A 16,924-nucleotide genomic window follows, 5' to 3' on the forward strand; every position below is an offset into this window, starting at 1 on the left:
GAGCCAGGATCAAACTCTCCGTAAAAAAGAAATGCATACAACCACCGGGAAAACGGGGCCGCAGCGAGTTTGAAACTGACCAAAGAGAAACATCATTACTGACGTATCCATATGCCAACCCCCGAAAGGGCTGGTCTTTGATCCAAAGGAATTTCTCGCAATCCGAAGATCGACGAGGAATAAATTGGCATTTGACAAGTGCACGCTGTTGAGTTCTCAAGGAACGGACGCACCCACAGGAATCAGTCTTCCGACCTACCCGTGAGGCAGTTCACTACCTTCACCGGCCACTCAGCACTCGATTCCGCAGTGGGACCTCACGAAGAGATCAACCTCGGGAACCGGTCGAATGACCATAACCAAAACCCTACACCATTCGGTGGGGTTCTGGGTGGTTCACCGCGTGAGAGGGAGCGTGGCCTTCCGGCCTTTCCGCTCTCCCCTGTGGGGCGAACAAGTAATAAGTTACGCGCGAGGCGGCGACCCGTCGAATCCGGGCGCCTCCCGGGCGTGTCGGGGGCGTGGAACCGCGGAATCCTGCGGAAACGACGAAGGGCTCGAGCGACGGTGTCGTCGCCCGAGCCCTCCCGCGTCGCCGGTCAGGCGGCGAGGTGCACCGGCGCCACCGCGGACGCCGCCTCGGAGAAGCCGCCGTAGAACTCGATGCCCCCGAAGAACATCGCGCCGATCACGAGGGCGAAGACGAACAGGATCGAGAGGAACAGCACGGCGACGCCGGCGAGGGTGATGAGAAGCGGAAGTCGAGAGGCCATGACTCCATCTTGCCCTGCTCCCCCACCTCGCGCGGGGGATTGCGCCCGGAAACGACCGAAGGCCGGCACCTCCGAAGAGGTACCGGCCTTCGATACGGGACGGATCAGCGGCCGGAGAGCTTCTCGCGAAGCGCAGCCAGCGACTCGTCGTCGGCGAGGGTGCCCTGGGCGGGCGTCTCCGACGAGAACGATCCACCGAACGAACCGGCGTCCGTCGGGTTGGCGGCCTCGGCCTCGAGGGCCTTGGCGACGGCAGCCTTGTGGGCTTCCCAGCGACCCTGAGCAGCGGCGTACTCCTGCTCCCAGGCCTCGCGCTGAGTGTCGAAGCCCTCGAGCCACGCACCCGACTCGGGGTCGAAGCCCTCGGGGTACTTGTACTCGCCACGCTCGTCGTACTCGGTCGCCATGCCGTACAGGGCCGGGTCGAACTCGGTGCCGTTGGGGTCGACCGACTCGTTGGCCTGCTTGAGCGACAGCGAGATGCGGCGACGCTCGAGGTCGATGTCGATGATCTTGACGAAGACCTCTTCGCCGACCGACACGACCTGCTCGGCGAGCTCGACGTGCTTGCCCGACAGCTCGGAGATGTGCACGAGGCCCTCGATGCCGTCGGCCACGCGGACGAACGCACCGAAGGGAACGAGCTTGGTGACCTTGCCCGGCGCGATCTGACCGATCGCGTGGGTACGGGCGAACACCTGCCACGGGTCTTCCTGCGTCGCCTTGAGCGAGAGCGACACGCGCTCGCGATCGAGGTCGACCTCGAGGATCTCGACGGTGACCTCCTGGCCCACCTCGACGACCTCGGAGGCGTGCTCGATGTGCTTCCAGGAGAGCTCGGAGACGTGGACGAGACCGTCGACGCCACCCAGGTCGACGAACGCACCGAAGTTGACGATCGACGAGACCGTGCCCTTGCGTACCTGGCCCTTGTGGAGGTTGTTGAGGAACGTGGTGCGCGACTCGGACTGCGTCTGCTCGAGCAGGGCGCGGCGCGACAGCACGACGTTGTTGCGGTTCTTGTCGAGCTCGAGGATCTTGGCCTCGATCTCCTGGCCGAGGTACGGCGTGAGGTCGCGGACGCGGCGCAGCTCGATGAGCGACGCCGGGAGGAAGCCGCGGAGGCCGATGTCGACGATGAGACCACCCTTGACGACCTCGATCACGGAACCGGTGACAACACCGTCGTTCTCCTTGATCTTCTCGACGTCGCCCCACGCACGCTCGTACTGCGCGCGCTTCTTGGACAGGATGAGGCGGCCTTCCTTGTCCTCCTTCTGGAGAACGAGGGCCTCGACGTGGTCGCCGACGTTGACGACCTCGTTGGGGTCGACGTCGTGCTTGATCGAGAGCTCGCGGGAGGGGATGACACCCTCGGTCTTGTAGCCGACGTCGAGGAGGACCTCGTCGCGGTCGATCTTCACGACGGTGCCCTCGATGAGGTCTCCGTCGTTGAAGAACTTGAGCGTCTTCTCGACCGCGGCCAGGAAGTCTTCGGCCGAGCCGATGTCGTTGATCGCGACCTGCTTGGTAGCCGGGGCGGTCGTTGCGGTAGTCATGTAGTGGGTTGTCCTAGTTGGGTGTGGTGTCGGGCTCCGACTCCTGTGCCAGTGGTCCGGCGGACCATGGCCTTCGGGCATTCGGCCGCCCATGGGCGAACGAATACCGCGAGTCGAAGCGAAGCGGATTTGTTCGTGCGATGCCACGGGCTCACTCGGGAAACGAGCAGAGCCATACGTGTGACACCTCAGTTTAGCGCACCGACCGTCCGCCCCGCTCCGTGGGCCGGCGTGACCGGCTCTGCGAGTCGCCTGAGTCGGCGCACGCGGGGCGAACGGCATCCGGAGGCCAGGAAACGGCGTGATCGATTCGCCCCGGATCGGCACTTTTCTCGGGCCGATCGAGAGCGTTACGCCCAGGTGGCATCCAGACTGCCGTGCCAGGCTCCCGATTTCGTACCCGCCGTGCGCGGGCCGGACGGTGACACCCGCACCGTCCTCCCTCACGTGAAACCGGTTCTATGCGCTCTGATTCGACGCCCCTTACCAATCGTCGCGCCCGTCGCCTGGCCACCCGTCGCACCCGTCGTCGTCCTGTGACGGCCATGGGCGCCCTCGTGGTCGGAGTCGTCGCGGCAGCGGCCCTCACCGGCACCGTCCCGGCGGCGACGGCCTCCCCCGCCGACCTGTCGACCGCCACCTTCTCGCTCGCCTCGGCGACCACCCCCGTCGCCCTCGCGGCCTCCGCCGGACCCGAGATCTCCGAAGCGCGCGCGGCCACCGCCGCCGCCTCGACCTCTCTCGGCGCCGCCACGCAGGTGCAGGGCGACATCGCGGCATCCGGTCTCGACATCGGCCAGCCCGCCACCGTCGACACCACGGCCCTCGAGGCCGCGACCGACCGTCTCGAGAAGGCGTACGTGCTGCCCGAGACCTTCCTGCCCGCGCTCACCGAGAACGTCACCGCCGCCTCGGCGACGGTCGATCAGCGCGTGTCGGAGCTGCGCGGCGGCCTCGACGCCGCCGTCGCCAAGAAGGCCGAAGAGGAAGCCGCCGCCGAGAAGGCGCGCCAGGAGGCCGAAGCGGCCGCTGCCGCAGCCGCCGCGGAGAAGGCCGCCGCCGAGCAGCAGGCCGCCAAGAGCTCCAGCAGCTCCAACAGCGGAAGCAGCAGCAGCAACAAGAGCAGTGGGGGCGGCGGCACGTCGTCGGCTCCCCCGGCCTCGAGCGGCGGCGGATCGGGCGACAACAGCCCCGCCGGTGCCCAGGCGACCGCCCGCGGCATGCTCGCCGGGTGGGGATGGGGCGACGACCAGTTCAGCTGCCTCGTCTCGCTCTGGAACAAGGAGTCGGGCTGGAACTACAAGGCCTATAACGCCGGCAGCGGCGCCACGGGCATTCCGCAGGCCCTTCCCGGCAGCAAGATGGCGTCGGCCGGCGCCGACTGGCAGACCAACGCCGCCACGCAGATCGCCTGGGGCTTCGGCTACATCTCGGGCCGCTACGGCACCCCCTGCGCCGCGTGGGGCCACTCGCAGTCGGTCGGCTGGTACTGACCCGTCAGTCCCAGCGCATCACGGAGCGCGCCGCCTCGGAGAATCCTCCGGAGCGGCGCGCTTCGCTCATGAGGGCGAGGTGTTCGACTCCTGAGACCTCGCGGAGGGCTGCGGGACCGACCTGCGTCCGCCACAGCGCGGCGAAGCGCACGGCGTCGTCGCGTCGACGACCGATCTCGGCGGGGACGGCCACGAAGGTGCGGGCACGACCGCGCCCGGCCCGGCCCAGCACCGCGCGCACCAGGAACGGCCCTGCGCCGCGATCGATCTCGAGGACGAACCGCGGGGAGCGGATCGGCGCGGTGAGCTCCTCGAGCGCTGCGGCCAGCGTGCGCTGAGCCGGCACCGGCGCGCTCGGCACGCGGATCCGGGCTCGCACGCGAGCGCCCTCGAGCGGCTCGGTCTCGACGATCGGGCGATCTGGCACCGGGGCGACCCGGCCGGCGGCGACGAGGGCGTCCCACACCACGCCCGCGATGCGGCGGAGCGTCTCGGGGGCGTCGTTCACCTGACGACGCGTGCGGACGCAGGCGCGGCCGAACGGGACGGCGGCGACAGCCCCGCACAGCGCGACGAGCGCGGCGACGGGCGAGCCCACCGGGTGCGGCAGGAGCACCGCCGCCCCCAGCCCCAGCACGACCAGCGCGACCGCGGCGCCCAGGCTCGACCCGAGCGCCCGCGCGGCGACGACCGAGGTCGAGAACGTCGGGGCCCCGCGCGGACGTTCGATGACGGATGCCGCTTCTTCGCGGTCGACGTAGGGCGTGCCGACGCGCCACTCGGCACGCGTCTGCGCCCGCGGCGGCACGGCGTCGAGACCGGACAGGGGCGCGAGCGAAGCGCCGACGGTCTTCTCGCGCACCGCGTCGAGAGCCCCTCGGCGCTCCGCCCCCAGCGCCGCGCCGATTCCGCGGACCACCTCGGTGGGCCTGTCGACGTCGAGCCCCCAGAGGCGAGCGTGCTTGCGGGTCAGGCGAGCGGCATCCGGCTGCGCCTGCAACGACGACGAGGGAGGCAGCATCGCGGTGATCGTCCAGTTGTGCGCGACCTTCTCGGGCCACGCGGGGTCGAGGCGAAGGGTGCGCCCGCGCAGCTGCTGCGTCGCCGACGCCGTGGCCACCGCCGTCAGGTCGATCAGCGTGTTGACCGCGGGGCAGTCCCACCCCTCGCCGAAGAGGCCCCGCGTGCCGACGACGACGTCGACGGCTCCCGAGGCGAGCAGTCGCGCCGCCGCGCGGACGATGCCCGCCCCTGCGATCCCCCGCACCTCGAGGGCGGCGGGGTCGTCGTCGCAGGGCGCTGTGGTCGCCTCGACCCCCAGTTCGGCGGAGAGGACCGGCAGGAGGACATCGGCGTCGACGGCCGCGATGCGCACCGTCGACGAGGTGACCAGCACGGCTCGCAGGCCCTGGGTCGCGGCATCCGTGATCACGACCGAGAACGTGCGCACGGCGCCCGCGCTGCCGAGCAGACCCCCGTGCGTGTTGCCGTGGGTGACGAAGTCGGTCACGACGAGGGCCCGCAGGCGGGTGCCCAGCTCGGCGCGCTCGCGGGCGAGCACGTCGCAGGCTCCGCGGTCCTTCGCGAGCGACGACGACAGCACCGTGTCGATCGCGTCGCGGGACCGGCGCACTCCCCGGTCGGTCAAGGCGTATCCGAAGTCGGCGAGCAGGCGCTTCAGCCGCTGCCAATCGGGTTCGCGCGAGGGGTCGGGCAGTACGTGTTCGAGGGCGTAGCGCCCGATCAGACGCACCGTCTCGTCGGTCGAGGGGGCGCGTCGCGCGACGGCGGGCATCCGCGCGACCACCGGATGGCCGGGCGCGGTGAGCGCGAGCATCGCGGCGGCGGCCTCGGCGCCCGCGAAATCGGCCGCGAACGCCAGGGCGAGGCGGCGGTCGATCGCGGCGGCTTCGGCATCGCTGTCGTCCGGGGCGGCTGCGGGCGGAGGCGCGAGCGGGCCGGAGGGCGTCTCCGCGGCGGTGTGCGCAGGCGTACCCGCCGACGGGGGATCGAGGGTCGCCGCGGGCGCCTCGGGGGGCTGCAGGGCGCGGAGCAGGAAGTCGCGGCCCTCGCCGACCGAGAAGGTCGTGTGCAGGGCCACCTGCAGCGCTTCGGCGTGGGCGCCGAGGAACGCCTGCTCCTCGGCGGTGGGGGCGACGACGTGCACGAGATCGCGGTACGGCGCGAGGTCGCCCTCGCGCACCACCGCCGGAACCGGGACCTCCAGGTCGACGTCTCCGAGCAGCGAGACGTAGTTGTCGTACTCGTCGGCGTCGTCGGGCGAGGGAAGCGTCGCGGTCAGACCGATGACGAGCGGCGCACGACCCGCCGCGCGGAGCCGCGCGAGCAGGGCGGCCACCACGAGCGCCCAGTGGTCGAGCAGGTGATGGCACTCGTCGAGGATCACCGTTTCGACCCCGGCGTCGACGAGCCGATCGATCAGCTCACGGGCGTGCGGGTGCAGCGACGCCATGAGCGCCTCGGCGTCGTGTCGCGCGAGCGAGCGCCGCAGGGCACGGGAGCGGGACCGGATGCCGCGGCGGTGCGCCGGCGGGTTGCTCGACGCGAGCGCGTCGAGCCAGCGCGCGGCCCCGTCGGGCGTGCGCGCGTCGGCCTCCAGTTCGTCGAGCCAGCGCCGCCGGGCGAGACCGGCGAACGGGTCGGCGGAGTCGACGACGCTGATCGCTTGGTAGGTCAGCGCGGTGAGGACGGCCGGGGTTTCGGGGTCGTCGGAGACGGCGGCGGAGTCGGGCGCGAGCCCCCGGGCGGCCGAAACCCACTGCGCGCGGATCGCCGTGGTCGGGGCGAACACCACCGCGCGTCCGCCCCGGCGCATCGCCAGTAGCAGACCGAGCAGGGTCTTACCCGCCCCGGGCGGGGCGACGAGGTGCAGAGGCTCGCCGGCATCGACGTCGACGCGGTCGAGGGCATCGGCCTGGTACGCGCGGAGCGTCCCGTCGAACCGCCACGCCGACAGGGGACGCTGCGGATCGGTCGACACCGCGCCAGTCTAGGGAGGCGCTGCGCCGCGACACGGCGCAGGCCCGGAGAGGACGTGCACGTGGACCTGAGGTGGCTCGACGCCCCCGCCGACGAGGTGGCCGCCGCCCTGGCATCCGCCGCTCCCCGCCCCCGACCCGACTGGGTGCCCACGGGACGCCAGGTGCTGCTGCACGTGAACAACACCGTGCTGCTGTGGGCGCTGTTCGTGGTCTTCTTCTCGATCGGGGTCGCGGTCGACGGTTACGGCGACGGGACTGTGGGCGCGGGCGAGGCCACCGCGTTCTGGTGGGCCGTCGGCGTCTTCGTCGTGTGGTTCAGCCTCACCGTCGCGCTCTGGCGCTGGTCTCTGCAGCCCCTCGCGACCCGCGCGCGGCTGCGGCAGGGGCGACGCGAGCTCACCGCGCTCGTCAACGGCTTCCGCCCCGAGGCGAGCGGACACGCGACTTTCGCCTCGCTGGTGACCGACCACAGCGTCGGTGTGCGGGAGTATCCGCGGTTCGTCGCGGCCAGCGCCGAGTTCGGGACCGTGCGGGCGCGGGCTCCGCGGGCGCGCCCGTGGCAGTACCTCCTCGTGCGGCTCGCCTCGCCGCTCCCCCACCTCGTGCTGGACTCCCGCCGCAACGATGGCTGGGGCGCGGGCCTTCCGGCCGCGGTCGCCCGTCATCAGCAACTCTCGCTCGAGGGCGACTTCGACCGGTCGTTCCGCACCTTCGCCCCCGACGGGTATGGCCCCGACGCGCTCTACGTGCTCACTCCCGACGTCATGGGCGCCCTCGTCGATCACGCGGCGGACTTCGACGTCGAGATGCGCGACGACACCGTTGTCTTCTTCCGGCAGCTCGACGCGGACTACACCCGCGCAGCCGACTGGGAGCGGGTGGATGCCGCGCTGACGCACGTCGTTCCGCGTCTCGCCGCGCTCTCGCGCCTCTACGTCGACGAGCGCGTGCCCGGGCAAGGTGCGGTGGAGATCTCCGCCGCCGCGCGCGAGGTCGCGACCTGGCGACCGCCGTCGCCGCTGATCGGCCGCGACGGCAGACGCCTCGACGCCCGAACGCCCCAGACGGGACGGCTCCCGGTCATCGCGAAGATCACGTGGATCGTCGTGCGCACGGGGCTCTACGTCGTGCCGGGGGTCTTCGCGTTCGCCGGCTTCATGTCGATCGTCGACGGGCGCTGAGCCCGGCGGCATCCGGAACCGTCTTCACCCCCGCCGGCGCTGCCCCGGGTCAGAGGCCGTTGCGGCGAGCGACCCACCCCGCGAGAAGCGCGTGCGAGAGCGGCGCGATCGACACGATCATGAGGATCGTGCCCAGCACCGCCTGCTCGGCCTGCAGCAGCACGCCGCCGATGAGCAGGCCCGTGAACAGCACCGACGAGACGACCCGGCGCACCATGCGCTCGAGATCGCGCATGCGGCGCTCGATGCGCGGCGTCTGCACCGAGACCGAGCCGTCTTCGAAGCGCGAGATGAGGTTGTCGGCGCGGCGCGGCAGGCGCGCGGTGACGGCTGCCACCGCTCCGACCTCGCGGACGAAGGCCTGCGCGGTGTTGCCGCTCTCTTCGCGGATGAGGCGCTGGGCGTAGGGCTCGACGGCGTCCCAGATGTTGAAGGCGGGGTCGAGCGCGCTGCACATGCCGCTGGTGAGCGACATCGCGCGCACGATCAGCAGGAAGTTCTCGGGCAGCTGGAACGGCAGCGATCGCACGACGTCGCCGAACTCGATCGCGAACGCGCGGAACTCGCGGGGATCGACCTCTTGCAGCTCGGCGAAGCCCATTCCGCCGAAGCGGGAGAACAGGCCCGTCATCGCGCGCTCCAGCTGCACGGTGTCGGCCGAGGGCAGCAGCACGCCGACATCGCGGATGCCGTCGACCAGACCCTTTCCGTCGCGCGAGGCCGCCGCGATGAGCACGCGGCGCAGCCCCCGGCGCAGGCTCGGCGGGACTTCGCCCATCATGCCGAAGTCGATGAAGGTGAAGCGCCAGGCCGGGGTGCCGGCGTCGGTCGTGCCCTCGAGGGGCGTGACGAAGACGTTTCCGGGGTGCGGGTCGGCGTGGAAGAAGCCGTCGTCGAACAGCTGGTCGAACATCACCCGCGCGAAGCGGGCGGCGACCTCGGAGGGGTCGATGCCGGCGGCGCGGAGGGCGTCGACGTCGTTGATCTTGATCGCGGTGACGTCTTGGAGGGTCAGCACACGACGGGTGGTGCGCTCCCACACGACCTCGGGCACGGCCACGCCGTCGGGTCCGCCGAAGTCGGCCGCGAAGCGCTCGGAGTTGGCGGCCTCGTGCAGGTAGTCGATCTCTTCGAGGCTCGTGACGGCGAACTCCTCGACGAGCGAGGGCATGTCGACGCGGTCGCGGACCAGGGCGACCTTGCTGAGCCACACGCCGACCTTGCGGAGGGCGCGCAGGTCGACGTCGACGATGCGGTCGATGCCCGGGCGCTGGATCTTCAGCACGACGGCGCTCAGGCCGGTCTCGGCGGCCAGATCCTCCGTCAGCACGGCACGGTGCGCCTGACCGAGCGAAGCCGCCGCGAGGGGGCGCTCGTCGACGCTCGCGAAGGCGCGCTCCAACGGCATCCCGAGCTCTTCTTCTGCCCGGGCGCGCATCTGCACGAACGGGACCGCGGGCACCTCGTCCTGCAGGCCTTCGAGCTGCTTCGTGATCGAGGGGGGCAGCACGTCGAGGCGCGACGACATGAACTGCCCGACCTTGATCATGAGACCGCCGAGGTCGACAGCGAGCACATGGAAGCGCTGGGCGATGCGCTCGAGCCGCCGGGTGCGGCCCCGGGCGGAGATCCACCCGAGACCGAACCGCGGCAGGAACAGCTCGAACCACCAGGCCTGCACCAGATAGCGCGCCGCGAAGCGCGTGATCCGCCGGTAGCGGGCCTTCATGAGGGCGTCGTCGGTCATCGAATCTCCTGGATGCCGACGGGTGGAATGCCCCCGTCGAGCGGGCGTGACCTCAACCCTGGGCGAGGATGGAGTAGAGCTTACGGCGAGCCTCGTCGAGGATCTCGACCGCTTGCGCGACCTGCTCCTTGTCGCCCGTGCGACCGACCTGGGCCGCCGCCTGGGCGAGTTCGATACCCGCCTTGGGCAGCGCGGTCATGCGACCTCCGTCGCGCGAACCGGCCGCCTCCCAGGGGGCCGTGCGCTCGGTGGTCTCGTCGCCGGCCGCAGCGCGGCCCTCGGCGGTGAGCGAGTACGTCTTGCGGCCGTTCGACTCCTCGGCCTGCACGAGGCCCTCGTCGGTCAGCAACTGCAACGTGGGGTAGACCGAGCCGGGGCTCGGCTTCCACGAGCCGCCGCTGCGGTCTTCGATCTCGCGGATGATCTGGTAGCCGTGCATCGGCTGCTCGAGCAGGAGCGAGAGGACGGCCGAACGCACGTCGCCCTTGTTCATGCGCGGCGTCGAGGCGGTCTTCTGCTCGAACTGCGTACGCAGCTGCTCGAGACCCTCGAGGATGTTGGACATCGGCCAGCCGGGGGTGTTGTTGCCACCGCGTCCGCCGAACGCGTCTCCCAGGAATGAACCACTCATGACGACCTCCTTCGCGCGGACCCGATCTGAGTCAGCGATACATAACGATATATCGCTGAACGCCCCTCGAGGCTGGGAATCGGCCCGCGATCGCTCGACGTCGAGGCACCGCCGAAACGAACGCTGCGCTCCCCCGACGACGGGGAAGCGCAGCGTTCGTGCAGAGAAAAGGACTCAGTACCAGTTCATCGCCTGCGAGTGGCTCCAGGCACTGCAGGGAGCCCCGTAGGCGCGATCGATGTAGTCGAGACCCCACTGGATCTGCGTGGCGGCGTTGGTCTGCCAGTCGGCGCCGAAGGTCGCCATCTTGCTCCCGGGGAGCGACTGCGGGATGCCGGTGGCACCACCGTCATTGTTGTAGGCCTTGTAGTTCCAGCCCGACTCCTTGTTCCACAGCGACGACAGGCACGAGAACTGGTCGCTACCCCAGCCGTACTTCTGCGCCATGAACTGCTGGGCGTACGCCCGAGCACCGTCGGGGGTGTTGACGCGGGCGAGCGCGGCGGCGGCATCGGCCTTGGCCTGCGCTTCGGCGGCCGCGGCGGCCGCTGCCACGGCCTCCGCCTGACGCTGCGCCTCGGCCGCGGCATCCGCCGCCGCCTTCTCGGTCTTCGCCTGCTCGAGGCTGCCCTTGACCTCGGCGACACGGGCCGAGACGCGCTCGGCCTCGGTCTGCGCGTTCTGGCTGAGCGCGGGGACGAGCAGCACGGGCAGCATGTCGCGCGAGTCGAGGCGGGTGACCGCGTCTTGCAGGGCCGAGGTGTCGACCGTCGCGTCGCCGATCGAGAGCGGGAGGCCGGTCGCGGCGACGTCGGCCTGCACGGCCTCGGCATCCGACAACGTCGATTGCGCGTCGTCGAGAGCGGAGGTCGCGCCGGTCACGACGGCGTCGATCGTGGGGGCGTTCGCCACCGAGAGCGTCGCGGCCGGGGCGGGGAAGGTCGCGGCCGAAGCGTCGGGCAACGACACCGGCGCGGCGAAGGCCAGACCCGTGGTGGCGACGAGGCCGAGGGCGAGACCCGCGCAGGTGGCGGCGGTGACGAGGGTGCGCCGGGCGCGGTTGACGTGGGTGATCTTGAGGTCGGAACGCAGCAAAAGTAATGGTCTTTCGTCGGGGGCACGCTCGTCGGGTTCGAGCGAGAGCTGTGTCGTTCGGGTCGACACAAGTCCCCGAGTGTGGGGGCCGGTTCTGAGCGTTATCTCTTCGTTACCTGAAAGGCCCGTGAGAGCGAGGCGCGTCGGGCGGGGTGCGCAGACACGCGGAAGACCGCGGAATCGGCATCCGTTCGCCCCCTGCGTTCACGGGCGAAGAAACAGCATCTGAGCTGGTCTTTCTCCGAGCCGACGACCCGCGCGGGGAACCTCCGGCCGACGCGGCAGCCACGGGGCCGCGCGCCGCCGAAACGAAAGGGCCGATCCGGCGGAGAAAAATCCGCCGAATCGGCCCCGTGAGCCCCGGGGAGCCCCGATCTCTCAGCCGCGGTGGGCGCGGTAGTAGTCCAGCAGCGCGCGCGTCGAGGCATCCTGAGACGCCAGGGCGTCAGCGTCGCCCTCGATCGCGGGCGCGATCTGCAGGGCGAGCTGCTTGCCCAACTCGACGCCCCACTGGTCGAAGGAGTTGATGCCCCAGATCGTGCCCTGCGTGAACACGATGTGCTCGTACAGCGCGATGAGCTGCCCCAGCACCGACGGGGTCAGCGACGGCGCGAAGATCGACGTCGTCGGGCGGTTGCCCGGGAACGTGCGCGCGGCGACGAGGGCTCCGGTCGTGCCCTCGGCCTCGACCTCTTCGGCCGTCTTGCCGAACGCGAGGGCCTTGGTCTGCGCGAGGAAGTTGGCCAGGAACAGCCCGTGCACATCGCGCCCGTCGTCGGCCCGCGGGTACGCGGGGTTGACGAAGGCGATGAAGTCGGCCGGGATCAGGCGCGTGCCCTGGTGGATGAGCTGGTAGAACGCGTGCTGACCGTTGGTGCCGGGCTCCCCCCAGAAGACCTCTCCGGTGTCGGTGGTGACGGGCGAGCCGTCCCACCGCACGGACTTGCCGTTCGACTCCATCGTGAGCTGCTGCAGGTACGCGGCGAAGCGGTGCAGTTGCTGGGCGTAGGGCAGCACGGCGTGCGACTGCGCGCCGAGGAAGTTCGTGTACCAGACGTTGAGGAGTCCCATCAGGACCGGCACGTTCTGTTCGAGCGGGGTGGATGCCACGTGCTCGTCGACCGTGTGGAACCCGGCCAGCAGCTCGCGGAAGACGTCGGGCCCGAGGGCGATCGCCAGCGACAGGCCGATCGCGGAGTCGACGGAGTAGCGCCCGCCCACCCAGTCCCAGAAACCGAACGCGTTGGTCGGGTCGATGCCGAACGCCTCGACCTTGTCGAGAGCGGTCGACACGGCGACGAAGTGGTGGGCCACGGCGTCGGTGCGGGCCTCGTCGGAGTCGGCGATCGCGCCCTTCTCGGCGAGCTGCGCCCACAGCCAGTCGCGCGCGAGGCGGGCGTTGGTCAGCGTCTCGAGGGTGGTGAACGTCTTCGACGCGACGATGAACAGCGTCGTCTCGGGGTCGAGGTCGGCGGTCTTCTGCGCGATGTCGGTGGGATCGATGTTCGACACGAACCGCGCGTGGATGCCGGCGTCGGCGTACGGGAGCAGAGCCTCGTAGACCATGACGGGGCCGAGGTCGCTGCCGCCGATGCCGATGTTGACGACGTGCGTGACCTTCTTGCCGGTGACGCCGCGCCACTCGCCCGAGCGCACACGGTCGGCGAAGGCGCTCAGCCGGTCGAGCACCTCGTGCACGTCGTGGTCGATCTGCTGACCGTCGACGACGAGTGCGGGCTCGGCGCCGGCCGGTCGACGGAGGGCGGTGTGCAGCACGGCCCGGTCTTCGCTGGTGTTGAGGTGCACGCCGCGGAGCATGTCGGCGAAGCGCTCGCGCACGCCCGTCTCGTCGGCGAGCGCGAGGAGGGCCTCGAGCACCTCGGGGGTGACGAGGTTCTTCGACAGGTCGACGTGCAGGTCGCCCATCGTGCGGGTGAGGGTCGCGGCACGGTCGGCGTCGGCGGCGAACCAGCCGCGCAGGTCGGGCTCGAACCCGTCGCGCAGAGCGGTGAGGCGGGACCAGGCGGAGGTGGAGGTGGGGTCGATAGGCGCAGTCACAGACCCCACGCTAGCGAGCATCGGGCCGGCGCGCGGGCCGGATGACGAACACCGCGCGACGCGCTAGGCGCGCGCGGCCGACGGGGGCACCGGAAGGGCGATCTCGCGCGCGTCGTCCCACGGTTCGGTCCACCCGAGCCGGTCGAACAGGCCGTCGAGGAGCATCGCGGTGAAGCCCCAGACGGTCTGGGGTCCGCGCGGCGTCTCGAGCGAGAACGCGGGGCCGCGCCACTCGCGGCCGTCGCGGCGGATGACGGTGACCCCGCGCTGGTCGGGGTCGAGCAGGTCGGCGACGGGGGCGCGGAACACCTCGGCCGATTCGGCGGCGTCGACCGCGCGCACGGGCGTCGGGCGGGTCCACCACCCCAGCACCGGGGTCACCTCGTGACGGGAGAACGCCAGTGGGACGTTCTCGAGCGTCCCCAGCACGTCGACGCCGCTCGGGTCGAGCCCCGTCTCTTCTCGCGCTTCGCGCAGCGCCGCCGCCACGGCATCCGCGTCTTCGGGATCGAGCCGCCCACCGGGGAACGCGACCTGCCCGGGGTGGGCGCGCAGGGTGCTCGCTCGCGCGAGCAGGAGGACGTCGAGATCGATCGGGACGGTGCTCGACGCCCGGCGGCTGGGCACCCCGTCGAGCACGCCGAAGAGGATGAGCACCGCCGCCGCCCGCGCCTCGCCCTCGACCGGCAGCGCCTGCAACGCCGGGGAGACGTCGCCGAGGCCGCGCGCGAGCAGGGCTTCGAGCTGAGCGCGGGGCGAGGACATGCTTCGAGGCTATGCCGTGACGCCGACCCGCGCGGTCGCTTCCCCGTCCGTGGCGGCCGGTGCATCGGAGGCGTGAGCGGCCGGCTCGGCGGCGTCGGGCACCTCGATCCAGCGCGGGTGGGCGGAGCTTCCGACCCGCACGCGACGCATCGGGGCGCTCGGGGGCTCGGGCGTGACGGGACCGGCGGTGTCCGCGGCATCCGGAACCGACTGCTCGATCGGGACGGGGGCGGATGCCGTGCCGGCGGCGATCGCGATGGGCGGTGCCGCGAGGGCCTCGGCGATGATGCGACGCGGGTCGTACCGCCGGGGGTCGAGGGCGCGCCATTCGGTCACGTCGGCGGGGACGCCGAGCTCGGTCGCGGCGCGGTGCCGCGCGGCATCCACCGTTGCGCGAAGCCCTCGAAGGAGGGACGCGACGCGCGCGACCACCGCGGGCAGGCGCTGCGGGCCGATGACCACCGCGGCGATGAGCCCCACGAGCAGGAGCTTCTCGAGAGTCAGGCCGAACATGAGGTCTCCTCCGACGCCGACGCCCGGGCGAGGGCGCGGTCGTGCAGGGCGGCGATCGCGAGCGCCGCGGCGTAGAGGGCGGTCATCGGAACGGCGACGACGAACATCGACATCACATCGGCCGACGGCGTCGCGAGCGCGCTGAAGAGCACGATCGCCACGACCGCGTACCGCCAGCTGCGCGCGAGAGCGCGGGCCGAGACGATGCCCGCGAGATTCAGCACCACCAGCACGACCGGCAGGACGAAGGCGAGGCCCGTCGCGATGACGATCTTCAGGGCGAAGTCGATGTAGGCGCCCGCGTCGAGGATCGTGGAGTCGTCGCTCGAGGCGAAGCCCGCCAGCACCGACACCATGTGCGGGAACAGCAGCAGTCCCGTCGCGCACCCGGCGGCGAACAGCGGAACCGCGGCCCCGACGGAGCCGAGGACGTACCGCCGCTCGCGCCGCGTGAGCCCCGGGAGCACGAACGCGAAGAGCTCGTACAGCCAGACCGGACTCGACAGGACGAATCCGGCGATCAGGGCCACGCGAAGGCGCAGGTCGAAGGCCCCGGTGACGCTGTCGAAGTTGAGGCTCGCGTTGCGCTCCGCCGCGATCTGCGCGATCGGGGCGCGGACCAGGTCCATCACCGGTTCGTACAGGAACCAGCCGGCGAGGGCGCAGACCGCGAGGGCGACCGCCGCCCGCACCGCCCGTCGCGTCGCCTCGTCGAGATGCGCCGCGACGGGCATGGCGGCCGACCGGGGAGCCTCGGCTCGAGGAGACGCGACGGTGGGAGCGGCGGCGGAGGTCACGGCGTGCTCGGGGGTGCGAGGACGGGTGCGGCGGACTCGGCCCGAGCCGGGGCCGGGGCCTGCGGGTCGGCGCCCGTCGCCTCGGCGCGGGAGTCACTCACCTCGGTCTTGAGGATGCGCACCGACTGACCGAGGCTGCGGGCGAGGGCGGGGAGCTTGGCGGCTCCGAAGATGAGGACGATGACCGCCAGCACGATCAGCGCGTGCCAGCCGGTGAGGTTCTACAGCATGAGAGGGGTTCCTTTCGAGGGAGGGGTCAGCGCCCGCCGGGCGCACCGCCGGGCATCGCGCCCGCGGTCGGGGTGGTGGTGGTGTCGACGCGGACGCCGAGGGCGACCGTCCACCCGGTGGTGTTGTCGCCGGTGGCGGTGGCGAGCTCGAGGGCTCCCCCGTCGTCGCCGAAGACGTTGTCGCTCTCCAGCGACACCCGGGTGAGGTTGGATGCCGAGGACGGGTAGGCCGCGTCGGCGTAGACCACGTCGCAGGCGGCCTGCGGCAGGGCGACCTGCGAGGTGGCGATCGCGTTCGCGGCGTCGGTGATGGCATCCACGTTCGGGTACACCTCGAAGTGGATGTGCGGCCACCGGCCGTCGTAGCAGCCGGGGAAGATCGAGGTGAACGACACGACGCCGTCGCTGCCGACCACCTGGACGCCGCGGAGGTAGCTCTCGTTCTCGATGCCCGAGGAGTACATCGAGTAGCGTCCCTGGTCGTCGCAGTGCCAGACGTAGACGGCGGCACCCGCGAAGGGCACGTCGCCGTTCGCGGAGTCGAAGATCGTGAGGTTCAGGGTCATCGGAACGCCCGTGGCCGTGGCTCCGCCGTCGAGGCTCGAGCGGAGGTCGCTGCGGACGATGCCGGACTGCTCGAGGATGTCGGGGCCGTTCGAGCCGTCGCCCGGGTAGGGGCCGGCGGTCTCGTCGGGGATCTCGCCCGAGGGGAGGGCGGCGGCCGCGCTCGTCGCGGTGGCGCTCGGGGTCGCGCTCGCCGTGGGCGTCGCGGTCGGGGTCGCCGTCGCAGTCGTCGCGGCGGCGCCGGAGGCCGACGGAGCGCACGCGGCCAGCGTGGCGGTGCCGGCGCCCAGCACGACGAGGCCCAGGATGCCGCGCCGCGAGACCAGCGTGCGGATGTCGAAGGGCGCGCCCTGGTCGACGACGGGTTCGTCGGCGCGGTCGAGCAGACGGCCTTCGTAGGCGGGGCCGTCGGGGGTCATCTGGGTGTCGGGGATTCTGCTCACGGTCTGCTCCATCGGTCGAGGCGGGTGTCGATGAAGCGACGATGACGCAGGGACCCTGCCCCCTCCCTCACCG

Annotated in this window: 14 protein-coding genes; 2 read left to right on the forward strand and 12 right to left on the reverse strand. The window is 71.3% G+C overall.

Annotated elements, in window-relative coordinates; all coding sequences use genetic code 11:
• Positions 1-599: 599 nt before the first annotated feature.
• Together RWH43_RS15815 and rpsA are read right to left on the reverse strand one after the other, a co-directional pair.
• Positions 600-773: a hypothetical protein gene (locus RWH43_RS15815; protein ID WP_186325360.1), complete on the reverse strand. Its 174-nt coding sequence runs from the start codon at positions 771-773 to the stop codon at positions 600-602.
• A gap of 104 nt (positions 774-877) precedes the next feature.
• On the reverse strand, positions 878-2,332 hold the full coding sequence (rpsA, locus tag RWH43_RS15820) for a 30S ribosomal protein S1 (protein WP_056227982.1): 1,455 nt from the start codon (positions 2,330-2,332) through the stop codon (positions 878-880).
• A gap of 461 nt (positions 2,333-2,793) precedes the next feature.
• Between rpsA and RWH43_RS15825 the strand changes: the two genes are divergently transcribed.
• On the forward strand, positions 2,794-3,825 hold the full coding sequence (locus tag RWH43_RS15825; protein WP_230704501.1) for an aggregation-promoting factor C-terminal-like domain-containing protein: 1,032 nt from the start codon (positions 2,794-2,796) through the stop codon (positions 3,823-3,825).
• 4 nt (positions 3,826-3,829) lie between these two features.
• On the opposite strand, the gene RWH43_RS15830 is transcribed toward RWH43_RS15825, so the two are convergent.
• Entirely contained in the window at positions 3,830-6,826 is a 2,997-nt protein-coding gene (locus tag RWH43_RS15830) for a DEAD/DEAH box helicase (protein WP_316001920.1), read from the reverse strand.
• Positions 6,827-6,886: 60 nt separating this feature from the next.
• On the opposite strand from RWH43_RS15830, the gene RWH43_RS15835 reads away from it, so the two are divergent.
• Positions 6,887-8,008: a hypothetical protein gene (locus tag RWH43_RS15835; protein WP_316001921.1), complete on the forward strand. Its 1,122-nt coding sequence runs from the start codon at positions 6,887-6,889 to the stop codon at positions 8,006-8,008.
• A gap of 49 nt (positions 8,009-8,057) precedes the next feature.
• On the opposite strand, the gene RWH43_RS15840 is transcribed toward RWH43_RS15835, so the two are convergent.
• The 9 genes from RWH43_RS15840 to RWH43_RS15880 form a co-directional block, all read right to left on the reverse strand.
• Positions 8,058-9,755, reverse strand: coding sequence for an ABC1 kinase family protein (locus RWH43_RS15840; protein WP_316001922.1), 1,698 nt, complete (start codon positions 9,753-9,755; stop codon positions 8,058-8,060).
• A gap of 52 nt (positions 9,756-9,807) precedes the next feature.
• Positions 9,808-10,386, reverse strand: coding sequence for a PadR family transcriptional regulator (locus RWH43_RS15845; RefSeq protein WP_279367188.1), 579 nt, complete (start codon positions 10,384-10,386; stop codon positions 9,808-9,810).
• 174 nt (positions 10,387-10,560) lie between these two features.
• Positions 10,561-11,550: an aggregation-promoting factor C-terminal-like domain-containing protein gene (locus RWH43_RS15850; RefSeq protein WP_262346148.1), complete on the reverse strand. Its 990-nt coding sequence runs from the start codon at positions 11,548-11,550 to the stop codon at positions 10,561-10,563.
• Between the two features lie 309 nt (positions 11,551-11,859).
• Positions 11,860-13,560 carry a glucose-6-phosphate isomerase gene (gene pgi / locus RWH43_RS15855; protein WP_154095793.1) on the reverse strand — a complete coding sequence of 567 codons (1,701 nt, stop codon included), beginning with the start codon at positions 13,558-13,560 and terminating at the stop codon, positions 11,860-11,862.
• A 42-nt stretch (positions 13,561-13,602) separates the two neighbouring features.
• A complete protein-coding gene (locus RWH43_RS15860; protein ID WP_316001923.1) occupies positions 13,603-14,304 on the reverse strand; it encodes an NUDIX hydrolase in 702 nt (233 codons plus the stop codon).
• Positions 14,305-14,313: 9 nt separating this feature from the next.
• Positions 14,314-14,817 (reverse strand): twin-arginine translocase TatA/TatE family subunit, encoded by a 504-nt coding sequence (locus RWH43_RS15865; protein ID WP_316001924.1) that lies wholly within the window; start codon positions 14,815-14,817, stop codon positions 14,314-14,316.
• The gene (gene tatC / locus RWH43_RS15870) at positions 14,805-15,614 is read right to left on the reverse strand and encodes a twin-arginine translocase subunit TatC (RefSeq protein WP_230704494.1); all 810 of its coding nucleotides are present in this window, start codon (positions 15,612-15,614) and stop codon (positions 14,805-14,807) included. The genes RWH43_RS15865 and tatC overlap by 13 nt, the downstream gene beginning before the upstream one ends.
• Positions 15,611-15,814: a twin-arginine translocase TatA/TatE family subunit gene (locus RWH43_RS15875; RefSeq protein ID WP_437127400.1), complete on the reverse strand. Its 204-nt coding sequence runs from the start codon at positions 15,812-15,814 to the stop codon at positions 15,611-15,613. Before RWH43_RS15875 ends, tatC begins: the two co-directional genes overlap by 4 nt.
• 56 nt (positions 15,815-15,870) lie before the next feature.
• Positions 15,871-16,851, reverse strand: coding sequence for a dioxygenase family protein (locus RWH43_RS15880; RefSeq protein WP_316001925.1), 981 nt, complete (start codon positions 16,849-16,851; stop codon positions 15,871-15,873).
• Positions 16,852-16,924 lie beyond the last annotated feature (73 nt).

It is taken from the genome of Microbacterium algihabitans, from assembly GCF_032464975.1.
Taxonomy (GTDB): Bacteria; Actinomycetota; Actinomycetes; order Actinomycetales; family Microbacteriaceae; genus Microbacterium; species Microbacterium algihabitans.